The sequence below is a fragment of the Microbacterium awajiense genome, from assembly GCF_039536545.1.
GTDB lineage: Bacteria > Actinomycetota > Actinomycetes > Actinomycetales > Microbacteriaceae > Microbacterium > Microbacterium awajiense.
Map to the genome: position 1 here is coordinate 103,616 of NZ_BAAAYU010000003.1, position 22,804 is coordinate 126,419.

20 protein-coding genes, 1 tRNA gene and 1 riboswitch are annotated in these 22,804 nt (G+C 70.5%); of the genes, 16 read left to right on the plus strand and 5 right to left on the minus strand.

The genetic code is table 11. The features are described 5' to 3' along the window. The first annotated feature begins 31 nt into the window (after positions 1 to 31). The 5 genes from trmB to ABD663_RS06040 all read left to right on the plus strand — a co-directional run bounded on the left by trmB (position 32) and on the right by ABD663_RS06040 (position 4,280). Entirely contained in the window at positions 32 to 697 is a 666-nt protein-coding gene (gene trmB / locus ABD663_RS06020) for a tRNA (guanosine(46)-N7)-methyltransferase TrmB (RefSeq protein WP_344737126.1), read from the plus strand. Between the two features lie 86 nt (positions 698 to 783). Then, positions 784 to 2,016, plus strand: coding sequence for an MFS transporter (locus tag ABD663_RS06025; RefSeq protein WP_425561768.1), 1,233 nt, complete (start codon positions 784 to 786; stop codon positions 2,014 to 2,016). Beyond that, entirely contained in the window at positions 2,009 to 2,905 is an 897-nt protein-coding gene (locus tag ABD663_RS06030) for a CPBP family intramembrane glutamic endopeptidase (RefSeq protein ID WP_344737127.1), read from the plus strand. The genes ABD663_RS06025 and ABD663_RS06030 overlap by 8 nt, the downstream gene beginning before the upstream one ends. Positions 2,906 to 2,948: 43 nt before the next feature. Then, a riboswitch (guanidine-III (ykkC-III) riboswitch) is annotated at positions 2,949 to 3,012 on the plus strand. Between the two features lie 12 nt (positions 3,013 to 3,024). Then, positions 3,025 to 3,345 (plus strand): DMT family transporter, encoded by a 321-nt coding sequence (locus tag ABD663_RS06035; protein ID WP_344737046.1) that lies wholly within the window; start codon positions 3,025 to 3,027, stop codon positions 3,343 to 3,345. Between the two features lie 296 nt (positions 3,346 to 3,641). Continuing rightward, the gene (locus ABD663_RS06040) at positions 3,642 to 4,280 is read left to right on the plus strand and encodes a hypothetical protein (protein WP_344737047.1); all 639 of its coding nucleotides are present in this window, start codon (positions 3,642 to 3,644) and stop codon (positions 4,278 to 4,280) included. Here the strand turns inward: ABD663_RS06040 and cls are convergent. Beyond that, the gene (cls, locus tag ABD663_RS06045) at positions 4,273 to 5,736 is read right to left on the minus strand and encodes a cardiolipin synthase (RefSeq protein ID WP_344737128.1); all 1,464 of its coding nucleotides are present in this window, start codon (positions 5,734 to 5,736) and stop codon (positions 4,273 to 4,275) included. The genes ABD663_RS06040 and cls overlap by 8 nt on opposite strands. A 119-nt stretch (positions 5,737 to 5,855) precedes the next feature. Here cls and ABD663_RS06050 point away from each other — a divergent pair, with 119 nt between their 5' ends. Then, a complete protein-coding gene (locus ABD663_RS06050; RefSeq protein ID WP_344737048.1) occupies positions 5,856 to 6,356 on the plus strand; it encodes a cupin domain-containing protein in 501 nt (166 codons plus the stop codon). A gap of 51 nt (positions 6,357 to 6,407) precedes the next feature. On the opposite strand, the gene ABD663_RS06055 is transcribed toward ABD663_RS06050, so the two are convergent. Continuing rightward, positions 6,408 to 6,480: transfer RNA gene (locus ABD663_RS06055), tRNA-Arg, on the minus strand. Between the two features lie 136 nt (positions 6,481 to 6,616). Between ABD663_RS06055 and ABD663_RS06060 the strand changes: the two genes are divergently transcribed. Continuing rightward, on the plus strand, positions 6,617 to 8,617 hold the full coding sequence (locus ABD663_RS06060; protein ID WP_344737049.1) for a BCCT family transporter: 2,001 nt from the start codon (positions 6,617 to 6,619) through the stop codon (positions 8,615 to 8,617). 6 nt (positions 8,618 to 8,623) lie between these two features. On the opposite strand, the gene ABD663_RS06065 is transcribed toward ABD663_RS06060, so the two are convergent. Next, a complete protein-coding gene (locus ABD663_RS06065; RefSeq protein ID WP_344737050.1) occupies positions 8,624 to 9,409 on the minus strand; it encodes an SGNH/GDSL hydrolase family protein in 786 nt (261 codons plus the stop codon). Between the two features lie 103 nt (positions 9,410 to 9,512). Between ABD663_RS06065 and ABD663_RS06070 the strand changes: the two genes are divergently transcribed. From ABD663_RS06070 to prfA, 9 genes are all read left to right on the plus strand, one after another. Next, the gene (locus ABD663_RS06070; protein WP_344737051.1) at positions 9,513 to 10,367 is read left to right on the plus strand and encodes a transglutaminase-like domain-containing protein; all 855 of its coding nucleotides are present in this window, start codon (positions 9,513 to 9,515) and stop codon (positions 10,365 to 10,367) included. A gap of 103 nt (positions 10,368 to 10,470) precedes the next feature. Continuing rightward, positions 10,471 to 12,138: an arginine--tRNA ligase gene (argS, locus tag ABD663_RS06075; RefSeq protein ID WP_344737052.1), complete on the plus strand. Its 1,668-nt coding sequence runs from the start codon at positions 10,471 to 10,473 to the stop codon at positions 12,136 to 12,138. Between the two features lie 8 nt (positions 12,139 to 12,146). Continuing rightward, positions 12,147 to 13,007 carry a DUF2993 domain-containing protein gene (locus ABD663_RS06080; RefSeq protein WP_344737053.1) on the plus strand — a complete coding sequence of 287 codons (861 nt, stop codon included), beginning with the start codon at positions 12,147 to 12,149 and terminating at the stop codon, positions 13,005 to 13,007. A gap of 142 nt (positions 13,008 to 13,149) precedes the next feature. Next, positions 13,150 to 14,571 (plus strand): diaminopimelate decarboxylase, encoded by a 1,422-nt coding sequence (lysA, locus tag ABD663_RS06085; RefSeq protein WP_344737054.1) that lies wholly within the window; start codon positions 13,150 to 13,152, stop codon positions 14,569 to 14,571. Then, positions 14,568 to 15,878: a homoserine dehydrogenase gene (locus ABD663_RS06090; RefSeq protein ID WP_344737055.1), complete on the plus strand. Its 1,311-nt coding sequence runs from the start codon at positions 14,568 to 14,570 to the stop codon at positions 15,876 to 15,878. Before lysA ends, ABD663_RS06090 begins: the two co-directional genes overlap by 4 nt. 1 nt (position 15,879) lies before the next feature. Beyond that, positions 15,880 to 16,965 carry a threonine synthase gene (gene thrC, locus ABD663_RS06095; RefSeq protein WP_344737056.1) on the plus strand — a complete coding sequence of 362 codons (1,086 nt, stop codon included), beginning with the start codon at positions 15,880 to 15,882 and terminating at the stop codon, positions 16,963 to 16,965. Beyond that, a complete protein-coding gene (gene thrB, locus ABD663_RS06100) occupies positions 16,962 to 17,915 on the plus strand; it encodes a homoserine kinase (protein ID WP_344737057.1) in 954 nt (317 codons plus the stop codon). The genes thrC and thrB overlap by 4 nt, the downstream gene beginning before the upstream one ends. 177 nt (positions 17,916 to 18,092) lie before the next feature. Beyond that, on the plus strand, positions 18,093 to 20,099 hold the full coding sequence (gene rho, locus ABD663_RS06105; protein WP_344737058.1) for a transcription termination factor Rho: 2,007 nt from the start codon (positions 18,093 to 18,095) through the stop codon (positions 20,097 to 20,099). 12 nt (positions 20,100 to 20,111) lie between these two features. Then, positions 20,112 to 21,191 (plus strand): peptide chain release factor 1, encoded by a 1,080-nt coding sequence (gene prfA, locus ABD663_RS06110; protein WP_344737059.1) that lies wholly within the window; start codon positions 20,112 to 20,114, stop codon positions 21,189 to 21,191. A gap of 36 nt (positions 21,192 to 21,227) precedes the next feature. Here the strand turns inward: prfA and epsC are convergent, their stop codons facing one another. Both epsC and cysK read right to left on the minus strand, forming a co-directional pair. Next, entirely contained in the window at positions 21,228 to 21,797 is a 570-nt protein-coding gene (gene epsC, locus ABD663_RS06115) for a serine O-acetyltransferase EpsC (RefSeq protein ID WP_344737060.1), read from the minus strand. 3 nt (positions 21,798 to 21,800) lie between these two features. Then, positions 21,801 to 22,739: a cysteine synthase A gene (gene cysK / locus ABD663_RS06120; RefSeq protein WP_344737061.1), complete on the minus strand. Its 939-nt coding sequence runs from the start codon at positions 22,737 to 22,739 to the stop codon at positions 21,801 to 21,803. Positions 22,740 to 22,804 lie beyond the last annotated feature (65 nt).

Consider the following 22,804-nt stretch of genomic DNA (forward strand, 5'->3'; position numbering starts at 1 on the left):
CCCGGTGTCGTTCGTGCGGCGCAGCGGCCGGATGTCGGAGGCCCAGGAGCGGGCGTGGAGCGAGCTGTCGCCGCGCTACCTGCTTCCGGCGCCCCGGGGCGAGGCGGCCACGAGCATCCGACCGGGGTCGACGATCGACCCGGTCGAGGTCTGGGAGCGGGAGGCGCCGCTGATCGTCGAGATCGGTTCGGGGCAGGGCCACGCCGTCGTCCACGCCGCGACGCAGCGGCCCGGCGACGACTTCCTGGCCGTCGAGGTCTTCCGCGCGGGGTTGGCGCGCACGATGCTCGACGCCGACCGTGCGGGTGCCACCAATCTGCGTCTGGTCGAGGCGAACGCCCCCGAGGTGCTCCAGCACCTGCTGCCCGCGGCGTCGGCCAGCGAGATCTGGGTGTTCTTCCCCGACCCGTGGCACAAGAAGAAGCACACCAAGCGACGCCTCGTCGTGCCCGAATTCGCCGCGATCGCCGCCGGGGCGCTGATCGACGGGGGGATGCTGCGCCTCGCGACCGACTGGGAGGACTACGCGCTGCAGATGCGCGCAGTGCTCGATGAGGCCCCGCAGTTCGAGCGGGCCTTCGACGGCGAGTGGGCCGAACGGTTCGACGGGCGGGTGCTCACGGCGTTCGAGCGCAAGGGGGACCGGGCGGGGCGCAGCATCCGCGACCTCGCCTATCGGCGCGGAGCGCGCCGGTGAGGGCCACCGGGCCGATCCCGGTTCCGGTCCCGCCGCGTCGAGATCCGTGGCGCTTCGTGCGCCCGCTCGGCCATCGCGACTTCCGGATGCTGTTCAGCGCGGTCGTGCTGTCGATCTTCGGTGCCGGCATGTGGGCGGTGGTGATGGTCTACACCGTCATCGGCGCCGGGGGCACCGCCGTCGATCTCTCGCTCGTGGCCGCCTCGATGGCGGTCGGACTGCTGCTGTGCGCGATCCCCGGCGGGGTCGCCGCCGACCGGCTGTCGCGCCGCGGCATCGTGCGCGCGGTCGAGCTCGTGAACCTGCTCGCCACCGGCTCGGTCGCCGTGGCCGGAGCGATGGGCGCCGTCACGATCGCGCACCTCGCGATCGCCGCGTTCGTCATCGGCGCCGGAGCGGGGTTCTTCTTCCCGGCCTACAGCGCGATCCTGCCGCGACTGCTGCCGCCCGAGCAGCTGCTGGCGGCCAACGGTCTCGAAGGCGCGATCCGCCCGGCGCTGCAGCAGGCCGCGGGGCCCGCGGTCGCGGGCGTCGTCGTGGCGGCGGTGATCGCCCCCGCCCACGCGGCGTTCGTCATCGCCGGCGCCCACGCCCTGGCGCTCGTCCTGCTGATGTTCGTCCGGCCCGAGCCTGCCGACGAGGCGGCCGAGACGGGACGCCACGGGTCCGCGTCATCCGATCCGACCTCGGCGCGGGGGGTCTTCCACGACCTCAAGGAGGCCGTCGTCTTCACCCTGCGCACGCCGTGGCTGCTGTGGACGCTGCTGTACGCGACGATCTGGGTGCTGGTGACGATGGGCCCGGAAGAGGTGCTGCTCCCGTTCGTCACCCGCGAGCGCATCGGAGAGGATCCGCGGCTGTTCGCGTTCCTGCTCGCCGCCATCGGCATCGGAGGAGTCGTCGGCTCGATCGTGGTCTCGTCGATGCGGCTGCCGCGACGCTACCTGACCGTCATGAACCTCGTGTGGGGCCTGAGCACCCTGCCGATGATCGTTCTTGGCGTGACGGACGTGTACTGGCTGATGGTGCTGTCGTGCTTCCTCATCGGGTTCGGCTTCAGCTACGGCAATGTGATCTGGGGCACGCTCCTTCAGCGCCGTGTGCCCCGCCACATGCTCGGCCGGGTGTCGAGTCTCGACTTCTTCGTCTCGCTCGCCCTCATGCCGGTCTCGATGGCGCTGGCAGGCCCCGTCGCCGAGGTCGTGCCGATCCCCGTCATCTTCCTCATCGCCGGGCTCGTGCCCTTCCTGCTCGCCTTCGTCGTGATCGCCGTCGCCCGGATGCCGCGTGACGAGATCGCCCACCCCCTGGATGCCTGACATGCCCGCACCCGCCGTCGCCCTGCCCGTCCGACCCGCCTGGTCGTGGGGCCTCGTCCCGGCGTTCCTGGCCTGCCTCGCCGCCCCCGGCTTCTTCGTGCTGCGCGTGCCGTGGGTCGGCTGGCTGCTGCTGGCCGCCGCGCTGGTGACCGCCGTGCTCATCGAGCGTCGAGGTGCCTCCGCGGAGCCGGCCGCGGCGGATGCGGCATCCGTCGATCGCCCGCCGAGCCTCACGCGGGATCTCTCCCTGATCGCCGTCGGCATGCTGATCGTGAGCGCGATCCCGCTCGAGGCCGAGCTCGACAACCTCGCGATCGTGCGGTTCGCGGTGGCGCTCGGGGGAGCCGTCGCCGTTCCGTATGCGATCTCGCGGTGGGTCTATCGTGACCACGCGATCCGGTTCCCCTGGCGGGGCGGCGGCCGCTGGACCCGGTTCCAATGGCTGTGGCTGGTCGCCGTGCTGGTGCTCGGGTGGCTGATCCTGCCGTTCTACTTCATGACGTCGGGCGTGTACCTGAACTGGCCGGTGGTCGACACGCCCGACCTGATCGCGCGACTTTTCGTCGGGGTCGGCGCCGTCGGCATCTGGGACGAGCTGTTCTTCATCTGCACCGTCTTCGCGCTGCTGCGCCGCCACTTCCCCGACTGGCAGTCCAACCTGCTGCAGATGGTCGTGTTCGTCTCGTTCCTGTGGGAGCTGGGCTATCGCGCATGGGGGCCGCTCCTGACGATCCCGTTCGCGCTGCTGCAGGGCTTCATCTTCATGCGCACGCGCTCGCTCGCGTACGTCGTCACGGTGCACCTGCTCTTCGACGCGGTGGTGTTCGCGGTGCTCGTGCACGCCCACAACCCCGGCATGCTCGACTGGCTGTTCTTCGTCTCGCCGTGAGGGTCTGCACCGGGAGTGCACAGGTCGGCCCGATAGCATCGCACACGAGCCCCACCCCGGCTCCCGGACGACGGATCAGTACCCGGTACGCGACAAGACTGGCCATGGAGGCGGGTCGCATGTCGTGGGTCATCCTTGTCATCTCCGGAGTCCTCGAAGCCGTGTGGGCGACTGCGTTGGGTCGAAGCGAGGGCTTCACGAAGCTCTGGCCGAGCGTGGTGTTCGCCGTGGCGCTCGTGGCGAGTATGGGCGGTCTCGCGTGGGCGATGCGCGAGATCCCGACCGGCACCGCCTACGCGGTGTGGGTGGGGATCGGCGCCGCACTCACCGTGACCTGGGCGATGGCGACCGGTGAGGAGTCGTTCTCGCTCGTGCGGATGCTGCTCATCCTCGGCCTGGTGGGCTGCGTCGTGGGGCTCAAGCTCGTCGGTCACGAATAGCTCGCGCACCTCACCCTCATGTTGACGTCGAGGTGACTTGGCGGTGAACTCTTGACGCCGTTTCGGTGGCGAGTATCTTGATGACTGCGAAGAGAAAACAGGAACGAGGAACCCGCGAGGGAACCGGATACGGAAACCGCAGATCGCATGATGATCGCCCCCGGGGCGTGGCCTTCGGGCCCGATTCCCGGGGGCGATCTTCGTGTGCGCCGCCACCCGCACGTTCCAGCCCGCGGCGGCCCGGGATGCCGCATCACGGCGGATCCGTGCCGGCACCGGGCGGATAGCCTGGTGCGATGGAGGATCGGATGCCGCGTCGTCGCTCATGGGCGATCGGCGGCGGTCTGCTGGTCGCCTCCGGCGTGCTGCTCGCAGCGGGTTCCGCCGGCGTCGGCGGCGCGGGCGGGCTGCGGATCGCCGCGGTCGCCGCGGCATCCGCCGCCTATCTCGTCTTCGCGCTGGGGATCCCCGACGGTGGACGCGTCGCCGGTGCCGGCAGGACAGGAACCGCGAGCCTGGCGATCCTCGCGGTGTGGTCGCTTGTCAGCGCGATCCTGTGGGCCACCCCCGCAGACCTCACCCCGGTGCTCGACTGGGTGACCGTCGCGTCGTGGGTCGACCTGCTCGGTCAGCTCGCGCTCGCGGCGGTCGCCGCGGCCGGCATCGCGCGGGCCGGCATCGTGCCGTCCCCGTGGAACCGGGCGCCGCTGTGGGCGCTCGCGGCGACCGTCCTGCCCGCGATCGCCACCCAGGTGCTCGTCGCCGCCGACCCGGCGGGCGCGCAGGAGTGGGCGCCCGTGCTCGCGGGTCTCGGCGCGCTGGTCGCGACCGGCGTGCCGATCTCGCTGGGTGTGATCGCGCTCGTGCTCGCCCAGCGACCCGTGCCCGAGCGCAGCGTCGAGGTGTTCTCGAGCGCCGACGCCGATCTCAGTTGAGCGCCGACGTCAGGCGGGCGACGCCGTCCATGAACGTCGCGCTGCGCGGCTCGCGCCGCCACTCGTCGAGGGTGAGCTCGCGCCCGGCATCCCGGTACTTCTGCTCGACCTCGCGCATGGCCGCGACGAAAGACGCGCCGCGGACCATCATCGAGACCTCCATGTTGAGGCTGAACGAGCGGATGTCCATGTTGCTCGACCCGATGACGGCGATGTCGTCGTCGATCGAGAAGTGCTTGGCGTGCAACACGTACGGCGCGGGGTACAGGAAGATGCGCACGCCGGCCTCGAGGAGCGCCTCGTAGTACGAGCGCTGCGCGTGGTAGACCAGCCACTGGTCGCCGATCTCCGAGACGAACAGCTGCACGTCCAGGCCCCGCTGACACGCGGTGGTGATCGCGTAGACCATCGCCTCGTCGGGCACGAAGTACGGGCTCGTCAGGATGACCTTCTCGGTCGCTCCGTGGATGAGCGAGAGGAACAGCCGCAGGTTGTTCTCGGTGGTGTAGCCGGGGCCGCTCGGCACGACCTGGCAGACGAGGTCGCCGCGGGGCCCGATCTCGCCGGCGGGGAGGTGCTCCGCGCTCAGGTCCTCGCCGGTCTCGATGAGCCAGTCCGACAGGAAGACGGTGTCGACCTCGGCGACTGCAGGGCCCTCCAGCGTCGTCATGAGCTCCTGCCACTGCAGGCCGCGCTTGATGTTCTTGGGGGAGTCGTAGCTGCGGTCGATGAGGTTCTGCGAGCCGACGAAGGCGATCCGGCCGTCGACGACGACGAGCTTGCGGTGGTTGCGCAGGTCGGGGCGCTGGTACTTGCCCTTCAGCGGCTGCACCGGCAGCATCCACTCCCACTTCACGCCGATGCGGTCGAGCTCGGCGAATGTCTCCTTCGAGCGGGCGACCCTGCGGGATGCCACGTAGTCGGCGAGCAGGCGCACCGTGACGCCGCGTGCGACCGCTGCCTCCATCGCCGAGAAGAAGTCCCGGGTGGTGTCGTCCCACGCCACGATGAAGAATTCGACGTGCACGAAGCGCTCCGCTGTGCCGATCGCCGCGGCCATCGCGGCGATCGAGCCCTCGTAGTCGTCGATCAGGGTCGTGGCGTTCCCGCCGACGGCGGGCAGGCTCGTCAGGGTCTCGTTCTGCTCGACGACGCGTTGGAACCACCGGGGGTACGCACCGTCATCGACGGCGGCGCCCGAGGCGTGGGCCGCGTCGCGGATCAGCCCGTCGATGCGGGCCTGCTCGTCGCGTCGCGCCTTGGGCAGGCGGATGCTGCCGATCAGCAGGTACAGCAGGATGCCGATGAACGGCACCAGCAGGATCGCCAGCAGCCACGCCATCGCGGCCGTCGGCTTGCGCCGCCGCGGGATGACGATGAGCGCGGTGATGTTGATCGCAAGCGTCGCGGCGAGCGCGACGAGCCACCAGAGGTTGGTCGTCTCAGCAGGTCCCAGCACGGCTGAACACTAACGGATGCCGGGCTCGGCGCGCCCGACCGAGCTTGTGTCGTGTTGGGTTCGCCGACACGATGAAGGGGACGGCCGTCCTCGCCCCGGTCGTCGAGGGAGCACCGATGACCGCCCACTTCCGGACACGGAGCATCGTCGCGGCGCTCATGCTCGGGGCCCTCACCCTGCCGCTGTCCGCGTGCGCCCAGGCACCCGCATCCGTCGGTGACGCCACCGTGGCCGCGCCGTCCTCCGCGCCCGTCCAGGCGGTCGATCTGGCAGCGGGCGAGACCGACGGGGACGTCGACGTCGCGGTGGCGGCGGGATCGGAGGGGGTGGGCGTCACCTTCCGTGAGATCACCCTCGCGCCGGGTGCGGGCACCGGCGAGCACTGCCACGACGGTCAGCTCATCGCCGTCGTGCAGCAGGGCGAGCTGACGCACTATGCGCCCACCCATCCGGGAGGCGTGCGGGTGTACCGCGAAGGCGATGCCATCATCGAAGGCGCCGACTACATCCACGAAGGCCGGAACGAGGGCGACGTCGACGTCGTCCTCTGGGTCACGTACGTCATCCCGGAAGGCGAGCCGCTGGCCCAGACAGACCTCGCGCTCTGCGACGGCTGACTCCGGACACGACGAAGGGACCGACCCTCTGGGTCGATCCCTTTCATCCAGTGCCCCCGACAGGAATCGAACCTGCGACCTTTGGTACCGGAAACCAACGCTCTATCCCCTGAGCTACGGAGGCGTGCCGATCGAGATTACCACCCGGCGGCGCCGCGCCCGTTCGAGGTTCGGCCGCCGGACTCGCTAGGGTGGGTGGCCGATGCCGGGAGGCGGGTGCGCGACGCGTGCTGCCTCGCCGTGCGAGGACGGGTGATGACATGAGTGACAGAGATACGGAACAGAGCAAGGCGACGGATGCGCCCGGGGGGCGGCCCCCGGGCGGGGGAGTGCGCAGGGTGCTGCGGGAGGTGAACGAACCCGGACTCGTGCACCCGGCCCTCATCCCGGGCATCGGCGTCGAACAGACCGGCCGCAGCTTCCCGATGAACTGGTTCGTGTTCATCTTCGCCGCCGTGGTCGCACTCGGTGTGATCATCTGGGCCTTCGTCGCGCCGGAGGGCATCAGCGCGACCGGCAGCGCAGCCCTGGGATGGGTCACCGCGAACTTCGCATGGCTGTTCGGGGCGCTCGCGATCGTCGTGACCGTCTTCATGTTCATCGTCGGCTACGGCCGCAGCGGGGGCGTGCGCCTGGGGTCGGACGATGAGAAGCCAGAGTTCTCGACCACGTCGTGGATCGCGATGCTGTTCTCTGCCGGCATCGGCATCGGGCTGCTGTTCTACGGGCCCTACGAGCCTCTCGCGTTCTTCCTCGACCCGCCCCAAGGCTTCGACGACGCACCCGGCAGCCCGGCCGCGATGGACTCCGCGATGGCGCAGGCGCTCCTGCACTGGGGCCCGATCGCCTGGGCGTTCTACGCGCTCGTGGGCGGTGCGATCGCCTACAGCGCGTACCGGCGCGGCCGCGTACCGTTGATCTCCGCGATCTTCGAGCCCATCTTCGGCAAGCGCACCGAAGGCCCCCTCGGTGCGGTCATCGACATCTTCGCCATCATCGTGACGCTGTTCGGCACGGCTGTCTCGCTCGGCATCGGCGTGCTGCAGATCGGCAGCGGGTTCGAGTTCGTCACCGGCATGGGCCCCGTCGGCAACGGCTTCCTCATCATGACGATCGCGGTGCTGACCGCGCTGTTCATCGTGTCGGCGGTGTCGGGCATCAAGCGCGGCATCCGTCTGCTGTCGAACATCAACATGGTCTTGGCGGGTCTTCTCGCGCTGTTCGTGTTCATCGCGGGACCGACGATCTTCCTGCTGAACTTCCTGCCGACCGCGGTGGTCGACTTCTTCGCCGAGCTTCCGACGATGCTCGCCCGCAACCCCAACCAGGGGCAGGAATCGGCCGACTTCCTGGCCGGCTGGACGACCTACTACTGGGCGTGGTGGGTGTCGTGGACGCCCTTCGTCGGCATGTTCATCGCGAAGATCTCGCGTGGGCGCACGCTCCGCGAGTTCGTGACCGTCGTCATCATCGTCCCGTCGATCGTGTGCCTGTTCTGGTTCGTCATCTTCGGCGGCACGTCGATGTGGATGGAGGCGAACGGTCTGGGCATCAGCGAGACGGGTTCGCCGGAGGCATCCCTGTTCGCGGTGCTCGGCAACCTGCCCTTCGGCGTCGTGACCTCTGTGGTCGCGATGATCTCGATCGTCATCTTCTTCGTGACGTCGGCCGACTCGGCCTCGATCGTCATGGGGTCGATGTCGCAGGGCGGGCGTCCCGAGCCGTCGACATGGGTGACGATCCTGTGGGGCTCGCTGCTGGCGCTCGTCGCGGCATCGCTGCTGCTGGCCGGCGGCCAGGATGCCCTGTCGGGGCTGCAGTCGATCATGGTCGTCTCGGCTCTGCCGTTCGCGATCGTGGTGATCGGCATCATGTTCGCGTGGGCGAAGGACCTGCGCACCGACCCGTACGTGCTGCGCAGCAAGTTCGCCCGCGCGGCCATTCGGCAGGGTGTTCGTCAGGGGATCGCAGACCACGGCGACGACTTCGTGTTCCAGACCAGCGAGGTCGAAGACGGGAAGGGTGCGGGCGCCTGGCTCGACACCGAGGACCCGGCGCTGACCGAGTGGTACGTCGAGGCGTCCACCGGCGCGATCGAACAGGTCACCGCCGAAGACGTGCAGCGCACGTACGAGCCCGGTCACATCCAGCACAAGGGGCCCGACCGCCCCGACCACACCGCGTCGGGCGATGCCTCGCTGACGGTCGGCGAGAATCGCCGCCACCGGCGCGATGCCGAGGGCACCGGCGACGACGCGTAGTCGCGGTCAGGGCATCGACGGCGCGTCCGCCGCGACGTCGGTGCCCTCCGCGAGTGCGGCGAGTGCCTCGGTCAGGCGTCCGGCCAGATATGCGTGGCCGGCGGTCGACGGATGGTCGTTGCCCGGACCGGTGTCGATCACCTCGAGGTAGTTGTCGGGCGTGATCCAGTCGTCGCGGAGCGGAGAGATGTACCACCACGATCGCGCCGCCGCGAGGCGGGCGAGATCGGCGTCGATCGCCGCGGTCGGTCTCTCGACGGGCAGCACCTGCGGTGCGGGCCCGAGCACGACGACGGTCGCACGCGGGAAGCGCTCAGCGAGATCGTCCCACGCCGCCGAGACCGCGTCGACATACCCCGCCGGGTAGAGACGGCGGTCATTGATCGACCCCTGCAGGATGATCAGATCCGGCTCGAGCGAGGGATCGAGGGCGCGGATGCGGTCGCCGAACGACGGACCGTCGATCCCCGGCTTGAGGTAGCCGCTGCCGCGCACACCGTCGACGATCACCTCGGCGTCGAGCAGGTCTGCCAGCAGGTGCGCGTACCCGAGCGTCGGCGGTGCGGCGGCCGAACCGTAGGTCCAGGAGTCGCCGAAGACCAGCACGCGCGCGTGGTCGGGCAGCACCAGCGGCGCCGGGGCGATCTCAGCGGCTTCCGCACCCGCGGACGCCGGTGCCGGCTGGCTCCACGGGCGCCACGCGGCGAGCGCGCAGACGGCGGCGATCGCGACGGCGACGGCGGTGAGCGGCACCCACGCGCGGCGCGCGGCAGAGCGTCGGGCGTCGGGCATGCGTCGAGGCTACGCCACCGCCGAACGGGTGCCGTCGATCCATCCCCAGGCGATGTCGAGGCGGACGTTCTCGAACCCGCGCGCGGCGTGCGAGGATACAGCGGTGCAACGCGTCGTGACCGCCGAGATGGACCTCGATCTGAGCTCCTCCGTCGACCTCATCCTCCAGATCGCGACGGCCCAGCAGGTGCCGCTCGCCGGTGAGTCGCTGACGTTCACCCAGGGCGATCGCGTGTACACGCCGACGGAGATCGTCGACCAGTCCGGCTCGCGGCTGCACCGCCTCACCGGGGAGGCGGGGACGGTGCAGATCCGCTACGAGGCGGTCGTGGAGGGACGAGCCGGCACCGGTCACACGAGCGACCTCGAGGCGATCACCTACCTCCGCCCGAGCCGGTACTGCCAGTCCGATGAGGTGTTCCAGCAGGCGCGGCGTCAGTTCCGCGGCCTGACGGGCCTCGACCTCATCGGGGCGGTGTCCGAGTTCGTCGCGGACAGCACGACGTACACGCCGGGCCTCAGCCACGGCACCGACAGTGCGGTGACGACCCTCATGACGGGCCAGGGGGTGTGCCGCGACTACGCGCACGTCGTCATCGCGCTGCTGCGGGCGATGGACATGCCCGCCCGCTACGCCGCGTGCTACGCGCCGGGACTGCAGCCGATGGACTTCCACGCCGTCGCCGAGGCCTTCCACGACGGCGCGTGGTACGTCATCGACGCCACACGTCTCGCGGACCGACGTTCGCTCGTGCGCATCGCCACGGGCCGCGACGCCGCCGACTGCGCCTTCCTCAGCTACCACGGCGGCCCCGTCACCCTGTCGCACCTGCGCGTGGACGCGTGGACACTGCCCGACGACGCCGACGAGGTCATCGCCGCGGGGACAGCGGATGCCGCGGCGGAGGCATCCGTCGTCGACGCCGACGACCCGGCGGCTCTCGTGCAGCTGGCGTGAGGGCCGAGCGGACGAAGATGCCCGCGACACGCCGCGCACGAGCGTGCATCCTCGTCCACTCGACCGTGGGGTGGGGTGTTCGCGACCGTAGGATGGAGGGCCTATGGATCCCGATGCCCTGTCCGCCGCCGTGCTCGCCGTCGTCGCCCCGATCGCCGAGGCGCGACGCGCCGGTTCGTCCGCCGGTCTGACCGCGACGGATCTGCCGCTCGAGCGGCCCAAGAACCGCGATCACGGCGACTGGGCCTCCAACGCGGCGCTCAAGCTCGCCAAGTCCGTCGGAGCGAACCCGCGTGAGCTCGCGACCGAGATCGCCGCAGGGCTCGAGCAGGTCGAGGGGATCGCGAGCGTCGAGGTCGCCGGTCCGGGGTTCATCAACATCCGGCTGGAGGCCGCGGCCGCCGGCGCGCTCGCGAAGGTCATCGTCGATGCGGGAGCGGCGTTCGGCTCGAACGACTCGCAGCGCGGCAACACGATCAACGTCGAGTTCGTCAGCGCGAACCCGACCGGCCCGCTGCACATCGGCCACACGCGCTGGGCGGCGCTCGGCGACTCGATGGCCCGCCTGCTGCTGGCCAGCGGCGCCACGGTCGCCCGCGAGTTCTACATCAACGACGCCGGGGCCCAGATGGAGCGGTTCGGCCGATCCGTGCTCGCCGCGGCGAAGGGCGAGGATGCGCCGGAGGACGGCTACGTCGGCGCCTACATCGACGAGCTCGCGCGCCGGGTCGTCGCCGCCGATCCGGGGCTGTTCGATCTCGACGCCGACGCTCAACTCGAGCGTGCCCGCGACCTCGCCTACGACTTCCAGCTCGGCGAGATCCAGGCGTCGCTCGAGAAGTTCAACGTGCACTTCGATGTGTGGTTCAGCGAGCGCACGCTGCACGACCGCGGCTCCGATGATCGCCCGAGCCTCGTCGACGAGGCGGTGGATCGTCTGCGCGCCCAGGGCCACGTGTTCGACGACGAGGGTGCGGTGTGGGTGCGCACCACCGACTTCGGCGACGACAAGGACCGCGTGATCCGCCGCGCGAACGGCGTGTACACCTACTTCGCCGCCGACGCCGCGTACTACCTCAACAAGGGCGACCGCGGCTACGCGCACAAGATCTATCTGCTGGGCGCCGACCACCACGGCTACGTCCATCGCCTGCGCGCCCTCGCGGGCGCCGCCGGCGACGACCCCGACGCCGATGTCGAGGTGCTCATCGGCCAGCTCGTGTCGGTCAACGGCGCGCGCCTGTCCAAGCGCGCGGGCAACATCATCGAGATGGACGACCTGCGCGAGTGGCTCGGGACCGATGCGCTGCGGTACTCCTTGGGGCGCTATCCCGCCGACTCGCCGCTCACGCTCGACCCCGAGCTGCTGCGCAAGCGCACCAACGACAACCCCGTGTTCTACGTGCAGTACGCGCACGCACGCACCCACAACGTGGCCCGCAACGCCGAGGCATCCGGCGTCGACCGCTCGGAATTCGCCCCCGAGCTGCTCGACCACGAGACCGAGTCGGCGCTGCTGGGCGCCCTGCAGGAGTTCCCCCGCACCGTCGCCTTCGCGGCGGAGGTGCGCGAACCCCACCGTGTCGCCCGCTACCTCGAGGAGCTCGCAGGCCTGTACCACAAGTGGTACGACAGCTGCCGGGTGATCCCGCTCGGCGACGCGCCCGTCGAAGCGGTGCACCGCACGCGGCTGTGGCTCAACGACGCGACCGGACAGGTGCTGCGCAACGGACTCGACCTGCTCGGTGTGAGCGCACCGGAGCGGATGTAGGAGCCATCGTGAGCGACGCCGACGATCAGCCCACCCTGCCCCTGGGGCACACCCAGCCCCGGCAGACGGCGGACGGCAAATGGGTGCTCGCCTCGTCGGGGATGCCCGCACCGGCGCCGCGGCGTCGGATCTGGCCGTGGCTCGTCGCGTTCGGGGTCGTGGTCGTGCTCGGCATCGTCGCGTGGTTCGCCGCCGAGGCCGTCGCGCGCGACATCGTCACCGACACGATCCGCGACCAGGTCGTCGATCAGCTCGATCTGCCCGCCGACCAGCAGATCGACGTCGACGTGCCCGGGGCGATCATCCCGCAGCTCGTCGTCGGCACCCTCGGCGAGGTGCGGCTGCAGTCCGACGACGTGCCGTTCGACACGTTCGTCGGCGACATCTCGGTCGTCGCGCGCGATGTGCCGATCCGCGGGGACGGCGAGATCGGCAGTGCGCAGGCGTCTGCCGTCATGGACGAGCAGCAGCTGCGCGACCTGCTCGCCGCCGTCGAGGGCTTCCCCGCCGACTCGGTCGGTCTCGCCGCGCCCGATGTGACCATGTCGACCGAGTTCGAGGTGTTCGGGCTGACCATCCCGGTCGGCGTGGCGCTGACGCCGTCGGCGGCCGAGGGCGACATCGTGCTGACGCCGTCGAGCTTCCAGCTCGCCGGCGCCGAGGTCGACGCCGACACCGTGCGCGATCAGCTCGGACCCGTCGCCGACGTGGTCGCTCGCGACTGGTCGGTCTGCATCGCGGCGTACCTGCCGGCCGGACTCACCCTCACCGGCATCAGCGTGGTCGGCGACACGGTGGAGGCCGACTTCGTCGTGGACGGCGGCATCGCCTCCGACCCGGGGCTGCAGCAGAACGGCACCTGCGGATGACGCCGCATTCCGCCGGGTGCGCGGGCGCCCGAGGGCGGTGCCCTAGACTGCAAGGACTGCCCGGCGCGTGAGCGAACCGGCCGCGGCAACCCGCGAAAGCCCGCTCGGCCCCCTGTCGCAGCAACCTCCGATTGGTCCCTCCGTGTCCGCCTCGTCTTCCGTCACGCCGATCCCCGAGTGGCTGCGCGAGCCCGCGGACGCGAACGCGCTGCACGAGGGTGTGTGGCCGGCCAGCGCGCTCCGCGACCGCGACGGCGTGCTCGAGGTGGGCGGGGTCTCGGCCACCGACCTGGCGGAGCGCTTCGGCACCCCGCTGTACGTGCTCGACGAATCCGAGGTGCGTGCCCACGCCCGCCGCGCCCGCGAGGCCTTCACGGCGGCGGCGGCGCGACACGGCGTGCAGGCCCGCGTGTACTACGCCGGCAAGGCGTTCCTGTCGACCGAAGTCGTGCGCTGGGTGACCGACGAGGGTCTCGCCGTCGACGTGTGCACGGGAGGCGAGCTCGCCGTCGCGCTCGCCGCGGGAGCCGAGCCGTCGCGGATCGGGTTCCACGGCAACAACAAGTCGGTCGCCGAACTCGAGGCCGCCGTGCGCGCCGGGGTCGGCTCCATCATCGTCGACAGCCGCATCGAGATCGAGCGGCTCGCAGCGATCGTCGAGCGCCTCGACGCGCATCAGCGCGTGCTGCTGCGCGTCAACAGCGGCGTCCACGCCGAGACCCATGCGTTCCTGGCGACCGCACACGAGGACCAGAAGTTCGGCTTCGCGCTCGAGGATGCCGCAGACGCCGCATCCCGCGTCCGTGAGCATGCCCGTCTCGAGCTCGTCGGGCTGCACTGCCACATCGGTTCGCAGATCTTCGCATCGGCCGGGTTCGCCGAATCCGCCGCGCGGCTGGTCGCGCTGTACGCATCGCTGCGCGACGGTGGCGATCTCGCCGTGCTCAACCTCGGCGGCGGCTTCGGGATCGCCTACACGTCGGCCGACGAGCCCATCCCGATCGAGGAGCTCGCCGACGGCATCGTCGATGCCGTCGCCCGCGAGTGCGACCTGCGCGGGCTCCCGATGCCCGACCTCGCCTTCGAGCCGGGACGGGTGATCGTCGGCCAGGCGGGCGTGACCCTCTACGAGGTCGGCACCACCAAGCCGGTGCGCGTCGACGACACGATCACGCGGCTCTACGTCAGCATCGACGGCGGCATGAGCGACAACGCCCGCACCGCCCTGTACGGCGCCCAGTACAGCGCGCGCGTGGCCTCGCGCAGCAGCGATGTCGCACCCGCGCTCGTGCGCGTCGTGGGGAAGCACTGCGAGTCGGGCGACATCGTGGTCGACGCAGAGTACCTGCCCGGCGACGTCTCGATCGGAGACCTGCTCGCGGTGCCCGCCACCGGCGCCTACTGCTTCTCGCTCGCCAGCAACTACAACTATGCGCCTCGCCCGCCCGTCGTCGCCGTGTGCGACGGCACCGCGCGGGTGATCGTCAGGGGGGAGTCGGTCGACGACCTGCTCGCCCGCGATGCCGGGATCGCCCCCGGTGTCGACCAGGAAAGGGATATATGACCGACTACCGCCGCCTCCGCGTCGCGCTTCTGGGCGCCGGGGCCGTCGGCTCGCAGGTCGCCGCGCTGCTGCGGCAGCACGGCGACGAACTGGCCGACCGATCCGGAGCACGATTGGAACTGGCCGGCATCGCCGTGCGAGACGTCGACGCGAAGCGCGACGTCGAGCTTCCGCGCGAGCTGCTGACCACCGACATCGAGCCCCTCATCGTGGGTTCCGACATCGTCATCGAGTTGATGGGCGGGATCGAACCCGCCCGCACCCACCTCCTGCAGGCGATCAACTCCGGTGCCGATGTCGTCACAGCGAACAAGGCGCTGCTGGCCACCCATGGTCCCGAGATCTTCGACGCGGCCGATCAGGTCGGCGCGCAGGTGTACTACGAGGCGGCGGCCGCGGGCGCGATCCCGATCATCCGACCGCTGCGGGACTCCCTCGCCGGTGACCGTGTGCAGCGCATCATGGGCATCGTCAACGGGACGACCAACTACATCCTCGATCGCATGGACAAGGAGGGCTCGGAGTTCGCGGACGTCCTCGCCGACGCCCAGGCCCTCGGCTATGCGGAGGCCGATCCGACCGCCGACATCGAGGGCTACGACGCGGCGCAGAAGGCCGCGATCCTCGCGAGCCTCGCCTTCCACACGGCGGTGCCGCTCGACGCCGTGCACCGCGAGGGCATCACCGGGATCGACAAGCAGATGATGGACTCGGCGCGCCACGCCGGCTACGTCATCAAGCTCCTCGCCGTGTGCGAGCGGCTCGCCGATGTGACGGATGCCGCAGAGTCGATCTCGGTGCGGGTCTATCCTGCGCTCGTCCACCGCGACCACCCGCTGGCCAGCGTCCATGGCGCCAACAACGCCGTCTTCGTCGAAGCCGAAGCGGCCGGCGACCTCATGTTCTACGGGGCGGGCGCCGGCGGGGTGCAGACGGCATCCGCCGTCCTCGGCGACGTCGTCTCGGCCGCGCGGCGCCACATCGCCGGCGGCGTCGGGGTGGGGGAGTCCACGAGGGCGAACCTGCCTGTCGTGCCGATCGGCCACGTCACGACCCGCTACCAGATCACGCTCGACGTCGCCGATGAGCCCGGCGTGCTCGCCACGATCGCCGGCATCCTCGCCGACGGCCGGGTCTCGATCGCGACGCTCGAGCAGACCGTCGCGGGCGAGGACGTCGAGACGGCGCGCTTGGTGATCGGAACCCACAAGGCACTCGAGCAGGACCTCAGCGACACCGTCGACCGCCTCGCCGCCAGCGGCGTGGTGGCGCGTGTCGTCTCGGTGCTGCGCGTGGAAGGAGACTGACATGGCACATCTCTGGCAGGGCGTGCTGCGCGAATTCGCCGACCGGCTCGGCGTCACCGACGCGTCCACCGTCGTCACGCTGGGAGAGGGCGGCACCCCGCTGCTGCCCGCGCCGGCGCTGTCACGGCGCACGGGCACGGACGTGTGGGTGAAATTCGAAGGCATGAACCCGACCGGCTCGTTCAAGGACCGCGGAATGACCGTCGCGCTCTCGCGTGCCGTCGAGCACGGCGCGCAGGCGGTCATCTGCGCCTCGACGGGGAACACGTCGGCGTCGGCTGCCGCGTACGCGGCGCACGCCGGCATCACGGCGGCGGTGCTCGTCCCCGAGGGCAAGATCGCGATGGGCAAACTGAGCCAGGCCGTCGCCCACAACGGACGGCTCATCCAGATCCGCGGCAACTTCGACGACTGCCTCGAGATCGCGCGCGAACTGGCCGACCACTACCCGGTGCACCTCGTGAACTCGGTCAATCCCGACCGCATCGAGGGGCAGAAGACCGCGGCGTACGAAGTCGTCGACGTGCTCGGCGACGCGCCCGACTTCCACTTCATCCCCGTCGGCAACGCCGGCAACTACACGGCGTACTCGCGCGGATACCGCGAGGAGGTCGCGCGGGGTGTCAGCTCGCGCGTGCCGCGCATGTTCGGATTCCAGGCCGAGGGGTCCGCGCCCCTGGTGCGCGGTGAGGTGGTGACACATCCCGAGACGGTGGCGAGCGCGATCCGCATCGGCAATCCGGCGTCGTGGGAGCTCGCGCTCGAAGCGCGCGACGCGACCGACGGCTGGTTCGGCGCGATCGACGACGAGCGGATCCTCGCCGCGCAGAAGCTGCTTGCGGGCGAAGTCGGCATCTTCGTCGAGCCGGCTTCGGCGATCAGCGTCGCGGGTCTGCTCGACCGCTGCGAGGCGGGCGTCGTGCCCGCGGGGGCGCGTGTCGTGCTCACCGTGACCGGTCACGGTCTCAAGGACCCGCAGTGGGCACTGCGCAACGCCGACGGCAGCGACGTCGCACCCACGGTCGTGGATGCGACGACATCGGAGGTGGCGTCCGCCCTGGACCTCGCGCCGCGGACCGACGCATGACCCACGCCGCGGAGACCGGCGCGCCGCCCGCGCGCAGCGTCGCCGTGCGCGTACCCGCGACCAGCGCGAACCTCGGACCGGGCTTCGACACCCTCGGCCTCGCGTTGAGCATGTACGACGAGCTCGTGGCGACCGAGCTCGCGCCGGGAATGCTCGAGATCGACGTGACCGGCGAAGGGACGGGCGACGTCCCCCGCGACGCTTCGAACCTCGTGGTGCGCGCTGTCGCCCGCGGATTCGCCGCCGCCGGTCGTCCCATGCCCGGACTTCGGCTCGAGGCGCACAACGTGATCCCCCACGGTCGCGGCCTCGGCTCGTCGGCAGCGGCGGTCGTCGCCGGTCTGCTCGTCGCCAAGGGGCTGCTCGAGGGCGATGTGGCGCTCGGAGACGACCGGCTGCTGGCGCTCGCCACCGAGATGGAGGGTCACCCCGACAACGTCGCCCCGGCGCTGTTCGGCGGTCTCACCATCGCGTGGGGGGAGGAGAGCGGCCCGCAGCACAAGAAGCTCATCGTGCACCGCGGCGTCTCGCCGGTGGTGTTCGTGCCCGAGTCGCAGATGTCGACCTCCGTGGCGCGCAGCCTGCAGCCGCTGCAGGTTCCGCGTGAGGACGCGGTCTTCAACGTGTCACGGTCGGCGCTGCTGATCGCCGCGCTCACCCAGAGCCCCGAGCTCCTGCGTGCCGCGACGGAGGACAAGCTGCACCAGGGCTACCGGGCTCAGGCCATGCCCGAGACCGACCGACTCGTGCGTGCGCTGCGCGGCGCCGGGTTCGCGGCCGTCGTGTCGGGTGCCGGTCCGAGCGTGCTCGTGCTCGCCGACGGACCCGGCCGGCGCGTCGAAGCCGCGCAGGTCATGGCATCCATCGCCGAGAGTCCGTGGGAGGCCCACATGCTGGCCGTGGACGTCAAGGGTGGTACAGTGAGGGAGTACGCGGAGGGTTCCACGTAGCACGTGAATCTGGGCCTCCGTCGCAATCTGCGAAACCACCGCACAGCCCCCCGCCGCAGTCGGTTCCTGACCGGCACGCGGATGCCGAGCGTGTCATAGACGCCTCGACCGGGCGCATGCAGTGCAGCGCACGCTGTGCGGTCGTGCATCAATCGTTCGTTTCACAAGGGAGAACTCGTGGAGTCCATCTCCGAGATCCACACTGTCGACGCGCCCGCCGAGCGCACGGAAGCGCCGGAGGCGTCGGCCACGCAGGCGGCACCGGCCACCGACAACGCCTCGGGCGCCGCTGACAAGCCCACGACGGCGGATGCCTCCGCCGGTGACGCGCCGGCCGCCGCCGACGCGCCCGCCGCGGCGAAGGCTCCGCCCCGCAAGCGTGCACCGCGCCGCGCCAAGAGCGCACCCAAGGATGCCGAGGGCACGGATGCTTCCGTCGATGCCGCCCCCTCCGGCTCCGATGCGCCGGCCGCTGCCGCTCAGCCCGATGCGCCCGACGGCGAGCAGGGCGGCGAGGCCGCTCCGGCCAAGAAGCCGCGTGCGCGCACGTCGAAGGCCAAGGCCAAGGCCGCCGACGACGCGGCCGCGCAGGACGCTGGGTCGCCCGCCGCGAGGACCGACGAGAACGCCTCCCGGGGCGACGAGAACGCGTCCAAGGGTGAGCAGAGCGCCGCCTCCAAGGGAGACGAGAACGCCTCCAAGGGTGACGACGCACCTCAGCAGACGGCGTCCGACCCGTCCTCCGAGCAGAACGAGGAGGGCTCGGGCCGCAGCCGCTCGCGCAGCCGCTCGCGCAGCCGCAACCGCGGTGGCGGCAACGCCGGCCAGGGTCAGGGCGGCAACCAGGGCCAGAGCAATCAGGGCGGCCAGAACCAGAATGGCGGCCAGAGCGACGGCGACGACGACGGCCAGCAGGGCGGCGGCCGCGGTCGCCAGCGCAACAAGCGCCGCGGTCAGCAGGGCGGCGACGAGTTCGAGACCGAGATCGGCGAGGACGACGTCCTGATCCCGATCGCCGGCATCCTCGACGTGCTCGACAACTACGCCTTCGTGCGCACCACCGGCTATCTGCCCGGCCAGAGCGATGTGTACGTGTCGCTGGGTCAGGTCAAGAAGTACAACCTGCGCAAGGGCGATGCCGTCGTCGGCGCGATCAAGCAGCCACGCGAGGGCGAGCAGTCGAGCCGTCAGAAGTACAACGCGCTCGTGAAGGTCGACGCGATCAACGGCCTGTCGGTCGACGACGCCGCCACGCGCGTCGAGTTCGGCAAGCTCACGCCGCTCTACCCGCAGGAGCGCCTGCGCCTCGAGACCGCTCCCGAGAAGCTGACACAGCGCATCATCGACCTCGTCGCGCCCATCGGCAAGGGTCAGCGCGGGCTCATCGTCGCGCCGCCCAAGGCCGGCAAGACGATCGTGCTGCAGCAGATCGCGAACGCGATCGCGACGAACAACCCCGAGGTGCACCTCATGGTCGTGCTCGTCGACGAGCGTCCCGAAGAGGTCACCGACATGCAGCGCACCGTGAAGGGCGAGGTCATCGCCTCCACCTTCGACCGCCCTGCTGAGGACCACACCACGGTCGCCGAGCTGGCGATCGAGCGCGCGAAGCGCCTGGTCGAACTCGGCCGCGACGTGGTCGTGCTGCTCGACTCGATTACCCGGCTCGGTCGTGCGTACAACATCTCCGCTCCGACCTCGGGTCGTGTGCTCACCGGTGGCGTCGACGCGTCGGCGCTGTACCCGCCCAAGCGCTTCTTCGGCGCCGCGCGCAACATCGAGAACGGCGGCTCGCTCACGATCCTCGCCACCGCGCTGGTCGAGACCGGATCCAAGATGGACGAGGTCATCTTCGAGGAGTTCAAGGGCACGGGCAACAGCGAGCTGCGCCTGAACCGCCAGCTCGCCGACAAGCGCATCTTCCCGGCCGTCGACGTCAACGCGTCGAGCACGCGTCGCGAGGAGATGCTCCTGTCGAACGACGAGGTCAAGATCACCTGGAAGCTGCGTCGCGCCCTCGCGGGGCTCGACCCCCAGCAGGCGCTCGAGGTCGTTCTCGGCAAGCTGAAAGAGACGCAGTCCAACGTCGAGTTCCTCGTGCAGATGCAGAAGTCGATCCCCGCGCCCACACGCGAGAATCACGCCGGCGGCCACAGCCACGCGCACGACAACAGCATCCGCTGACCGGAGGCCTGCGTGTTCGAGTCCGTCGAGGGGCTGATCCGCGAGCACCGCGCCGTGCAGGACGAGCTGGCAGACCCGGCCGTCCACGCCGATGCGGCGCGCGCGAAGAAGGTCAACCGCCGCTACGCGGAGCTGTCGAAGATCGTCGCCGCGCACGAGGCCTGGCTCGCCGCAACCGACGACCTGGATGCCGCACGCGAACTCGCCCGCGAGGACGAGGCCTTCGCCGAGGAGATCCCGGCTCTCGAGCAGGGACTGTCCGAGGCGCAGGAGCGTCTGCGGCGGCTGCTCATCCCTCGCGATCCCGACGATGCGCGCGATGTGATCATGGAGATCAAGCAGGGGGAGGGTGGCGCCGAGTCTGCGCTCTTCGCCGCTGACCTGCTGCGCATGTACCTCCAGTACGCGGCCTCCAAGGGGTGGAAGACCGAGCTGCTCGAGCGCACCGAATCCGACCTCGGCGGCTACAAGGACGTCCAGGTGGCGATCAAGGGCTCCGGCTCGGATCCCGCTCAGGGAGTGTGGGCGCACCTGAAATACGAAGGGGGCGTCCACCGCGTGCAGCGGGTTCCCGCCACCGAGTCGCAGGGACGCATCCACACGTCGACGACCGGCGTGCTGGTGTTCCCCGAGGTCGACGAACCCGAAGAGATCCACATCGACCCGAACGACCTCAAGATCGACGTCTTCCGCTCGTCGGGACCCGGGGGGCAATCGGTGAACACGACCGACTCGGCGGTGCGCATCACGCACGTGCCGACCGGGATCGTCGTGTCGATGCAGAACGAGAAGTCCCAGCTGCAGAACCGCGAAGCCGGCATGCGCGTGCTGCGCGCTCGCCTGCTCGCGAAGCAGCAGGAGGAGCTGGACGCCGCGGCATCCGACGCCCGTCGTTCGCAGATCCGGGGGATGGACCGATCGGAGCGCATCCGCACGTACAACTTCCCCGAGAACCGCATCGCCGATCACCGCACCGGCTACAAGGCGTACAACCTCGACCAGGTCCTCGACGGCGCCCTCGATCCCGTCATCGAGTCGGCGATCGCCGCCGACGAGGAGGCGCAGCTGGCCGCCCTCGGCACCGACGCCTGACGCGCGCAGCGCACGTCATGAGAGCGGGCGCGCGGGTCAGATGATGTACTCGGGGGCGGTCAGCAGCGCGCGGGTGTCGACGCCCTCCTGACGCGGACGCGCTTTGGCGGGAACGCCCACCAGCACGCTGTCGGGCGGTGCATCCCTCGTGACCACGGCGTTCGCGCCGACCACCGAGTCGGCGCCGATCGTGATCGGCCCCAACACCTTCGCGCCCGCTCCGACCGCCACGCGGTCGCCGAGAGTGGGATGCCGCTTGCCGCCCTCCCGCTGGCGGCCGCCGAGCGTGACGCCGTGATAGAGCATCACGTCGTCGCCGACCTCGGCGGTCTCGCCGATGACCACGCCCATGCCGTGGTCGATGAAGAACCGGCGGCCGATGGTCGCGCCGGGGTGGATCTCGATGCCGGTGAGCCAGCGCGTCAGCTGCGACAGCGCCCGCGGCGCGAACCGCCAGCCGCGCCGCCACATCGCATGGGTCACGCGATACGCCCACACCGCGTGCACGCCGCTGTACAGCAAGGCGATCTCGAGGCCGCCGCGCGCGGCGGGGTCGCGCAGCTTCGCCGAGGCCAGGTCCTCGCGCACGCGGTCCCAGACCGGCATCCGTCAGTCCTCGCGCAGGTCTTCGTACAGCGCCGTCGACAGGTAGCGCTCGCCCGCAGAGGGCACGATCACGACGATGTTGGCGCCGGACGCCTCAGGCCGTGCGGCGATCTGCAGTGCGGCCCAGATCGCCGCGCCGCTGGACATGCCCACGAGCACGCCCTCGCGTTCGCCCACCTCGCGCGCTACGCGGATCGCGTCGTCGAACTCGACGTCGATCACCTCGTCGATGACGTCGCGGTCGAGGATCTCGGGGACGAAGTTGGGCCCGATGCCCTGGATCTTGTGCGGACCGGGGTGCCCCTTGGTGAGCAGCGGTGAGTCCGCGGGCTCGACGGCGATGACCTTCGCGGCGGGGACACGCTCCTTGAGCACCTGGCCCACGCCGGTGATGGTGCCGCCGGTGCCGATGCCGGCGACGAAGTAGTCGACCTTGCCGTCGGTGTCGCGCAGGATCTCCTCAGCCGTCGTGCGTCGGTGGATCGCGGGGTTCGCCTCGTTCTCGAACTGCCGCGCCCACACCGCGCCCGGGGTGTCGGCCACGATCTGCTTGGCGACGTTCACGGCCTCGGACATGCCCTTTGTGGGGTCGGTGAGCACGAGCTCGGCGCCGAACGCCTTCAGCAGGATGCGGCGCTCCTTCGACATGGATGCCGGCATCGTCAGGATCACGCGGTAGCCGCGCGCCGCCCCGACCATCGCGAGCGCGATGCCGGTGTTGCCGCTCGTCGACTCGACGATGGTGCCGCCGGGCTTCAGCTCTCCGGAGGCCTCGGCCGCGTCGACGATCGCGATGCCCAGTCGGTCCTTGACGCTCGAGGCCGGGTTGTAGAACTCGAGCTTGGCCAGCACCGTGCCGCCGAGCCCCTCGGTGACGCGGTTCAGTCTCACCAGCGGCGTCTCGCCGAACGCGGAGGTGATGTCGGAGTGGATCCCGGGCATGGGGTGGGCCTTTCGCAAGGGGCAGTCGATCGGGTGCCAGCCTAGGCGAGCCGGACGGCCTCGGG

Excerpts from the sequence above, each read along its gene's own strand:
- trmB (WP_344737126.1), top strand. The coding sequence starts at position 32 with ATGTCGGAGGCCCAGGAGCGGGCGTGGAGCGAGCTGTCGCCGCGCTAC.
- ABD663_RS06025 (WP_425561768.1), top strand. The coding sequence starts at position 784 with ATGCTGTTCAGCGCGGTCGTGCTGTCGATCTTCGGTGCCGGCATGTGG.
- ABD663_RS06050 (WP_344737048.1), top strand. The coding sequence starts at position 5,856 with ATGACCGCCCACTTCCGGACACGGAGCATCGTCGCGGCGCTCATGCTC.
- argS (WP_344737052.1), top strand. The coding sequence starts at position 10,471 with ATGGATCCCGATGCCCTGTCCGCCGCCGTGCTCGCCGTCGTCGCCCCG.
- cysK (WP_344737061.1), bottom strand. The coding sequence starts at position 22,739 with ATGCCCGGGATCCACTCCGACATCACCTCCGCGTTCGGCGAGACGCCG.
- ABD663_RS06060 (WP_344737049.1), top strand. The coding sequence starts at position 6,617 with ATGAGTGACAGAGATACGGAACAGAGCAAGGCGACGGATGCGCCCGGG.
- thrC (WP_344737056.1), top strand. The coding sequence starts at position 15,880 with ATGGCACATCTCTGGCAGGGCGTGCTGCGCGAATTCGCCGACCGGCTC.
- ABD663_RS06030 (WP_344737127.1), top strand. The coding sequence starts at position 2,009 with ATGCCTGACATGCCCGCACCCGCCGTCGCCCTGCCCGTCCGACCCGCC.
- thrB (WP_344737057.1), top strand. The coding sequence starts at position 16,962 with ATGACCCACGCCGCGGAGACCGGCGCGCCGCCCGCGCGCAGCGTCGCC.
- ABD663_RS06065 (WP_344737050.1), bottom strand. The coding sequence starts at position 9,409 with ATGCCCGACGCCCGACGCTCTGCCGCGCGCCGCGCGTGGGTGCCGCTC.
- ABD663_RS06090 (WP_344737055.1), top strand. The coding sequence starts at position 14,568 with ATGACCGACTACCGCCGCCTCCGCGTCGCGCTTCTGGGCGCCGGGGCC.
- ABD663_RS06035 (WP_344737046.1), top strand. The coding sequence starts at position 3,025 with ATGTCGTGGGTCATCCTTGTCATCTCCGGAGTCCTCGAAGCCGTGTGG.
- epsC (WP_344737060.1), bottom strand. The coding sequence starts at position 21,797 with ATGCCGGTCTGGGACCGCGTGCGCGAGGACCTGGCCTCGGCGAAGCTG.
- ABD663_RS06040 (WP_344737047.1), top strand. The coding sequence starts at position 3,642 with ATGGAGGATCGGATGCCGCGTCGTCGCTCATGGGCGATCGGCGGCGGT.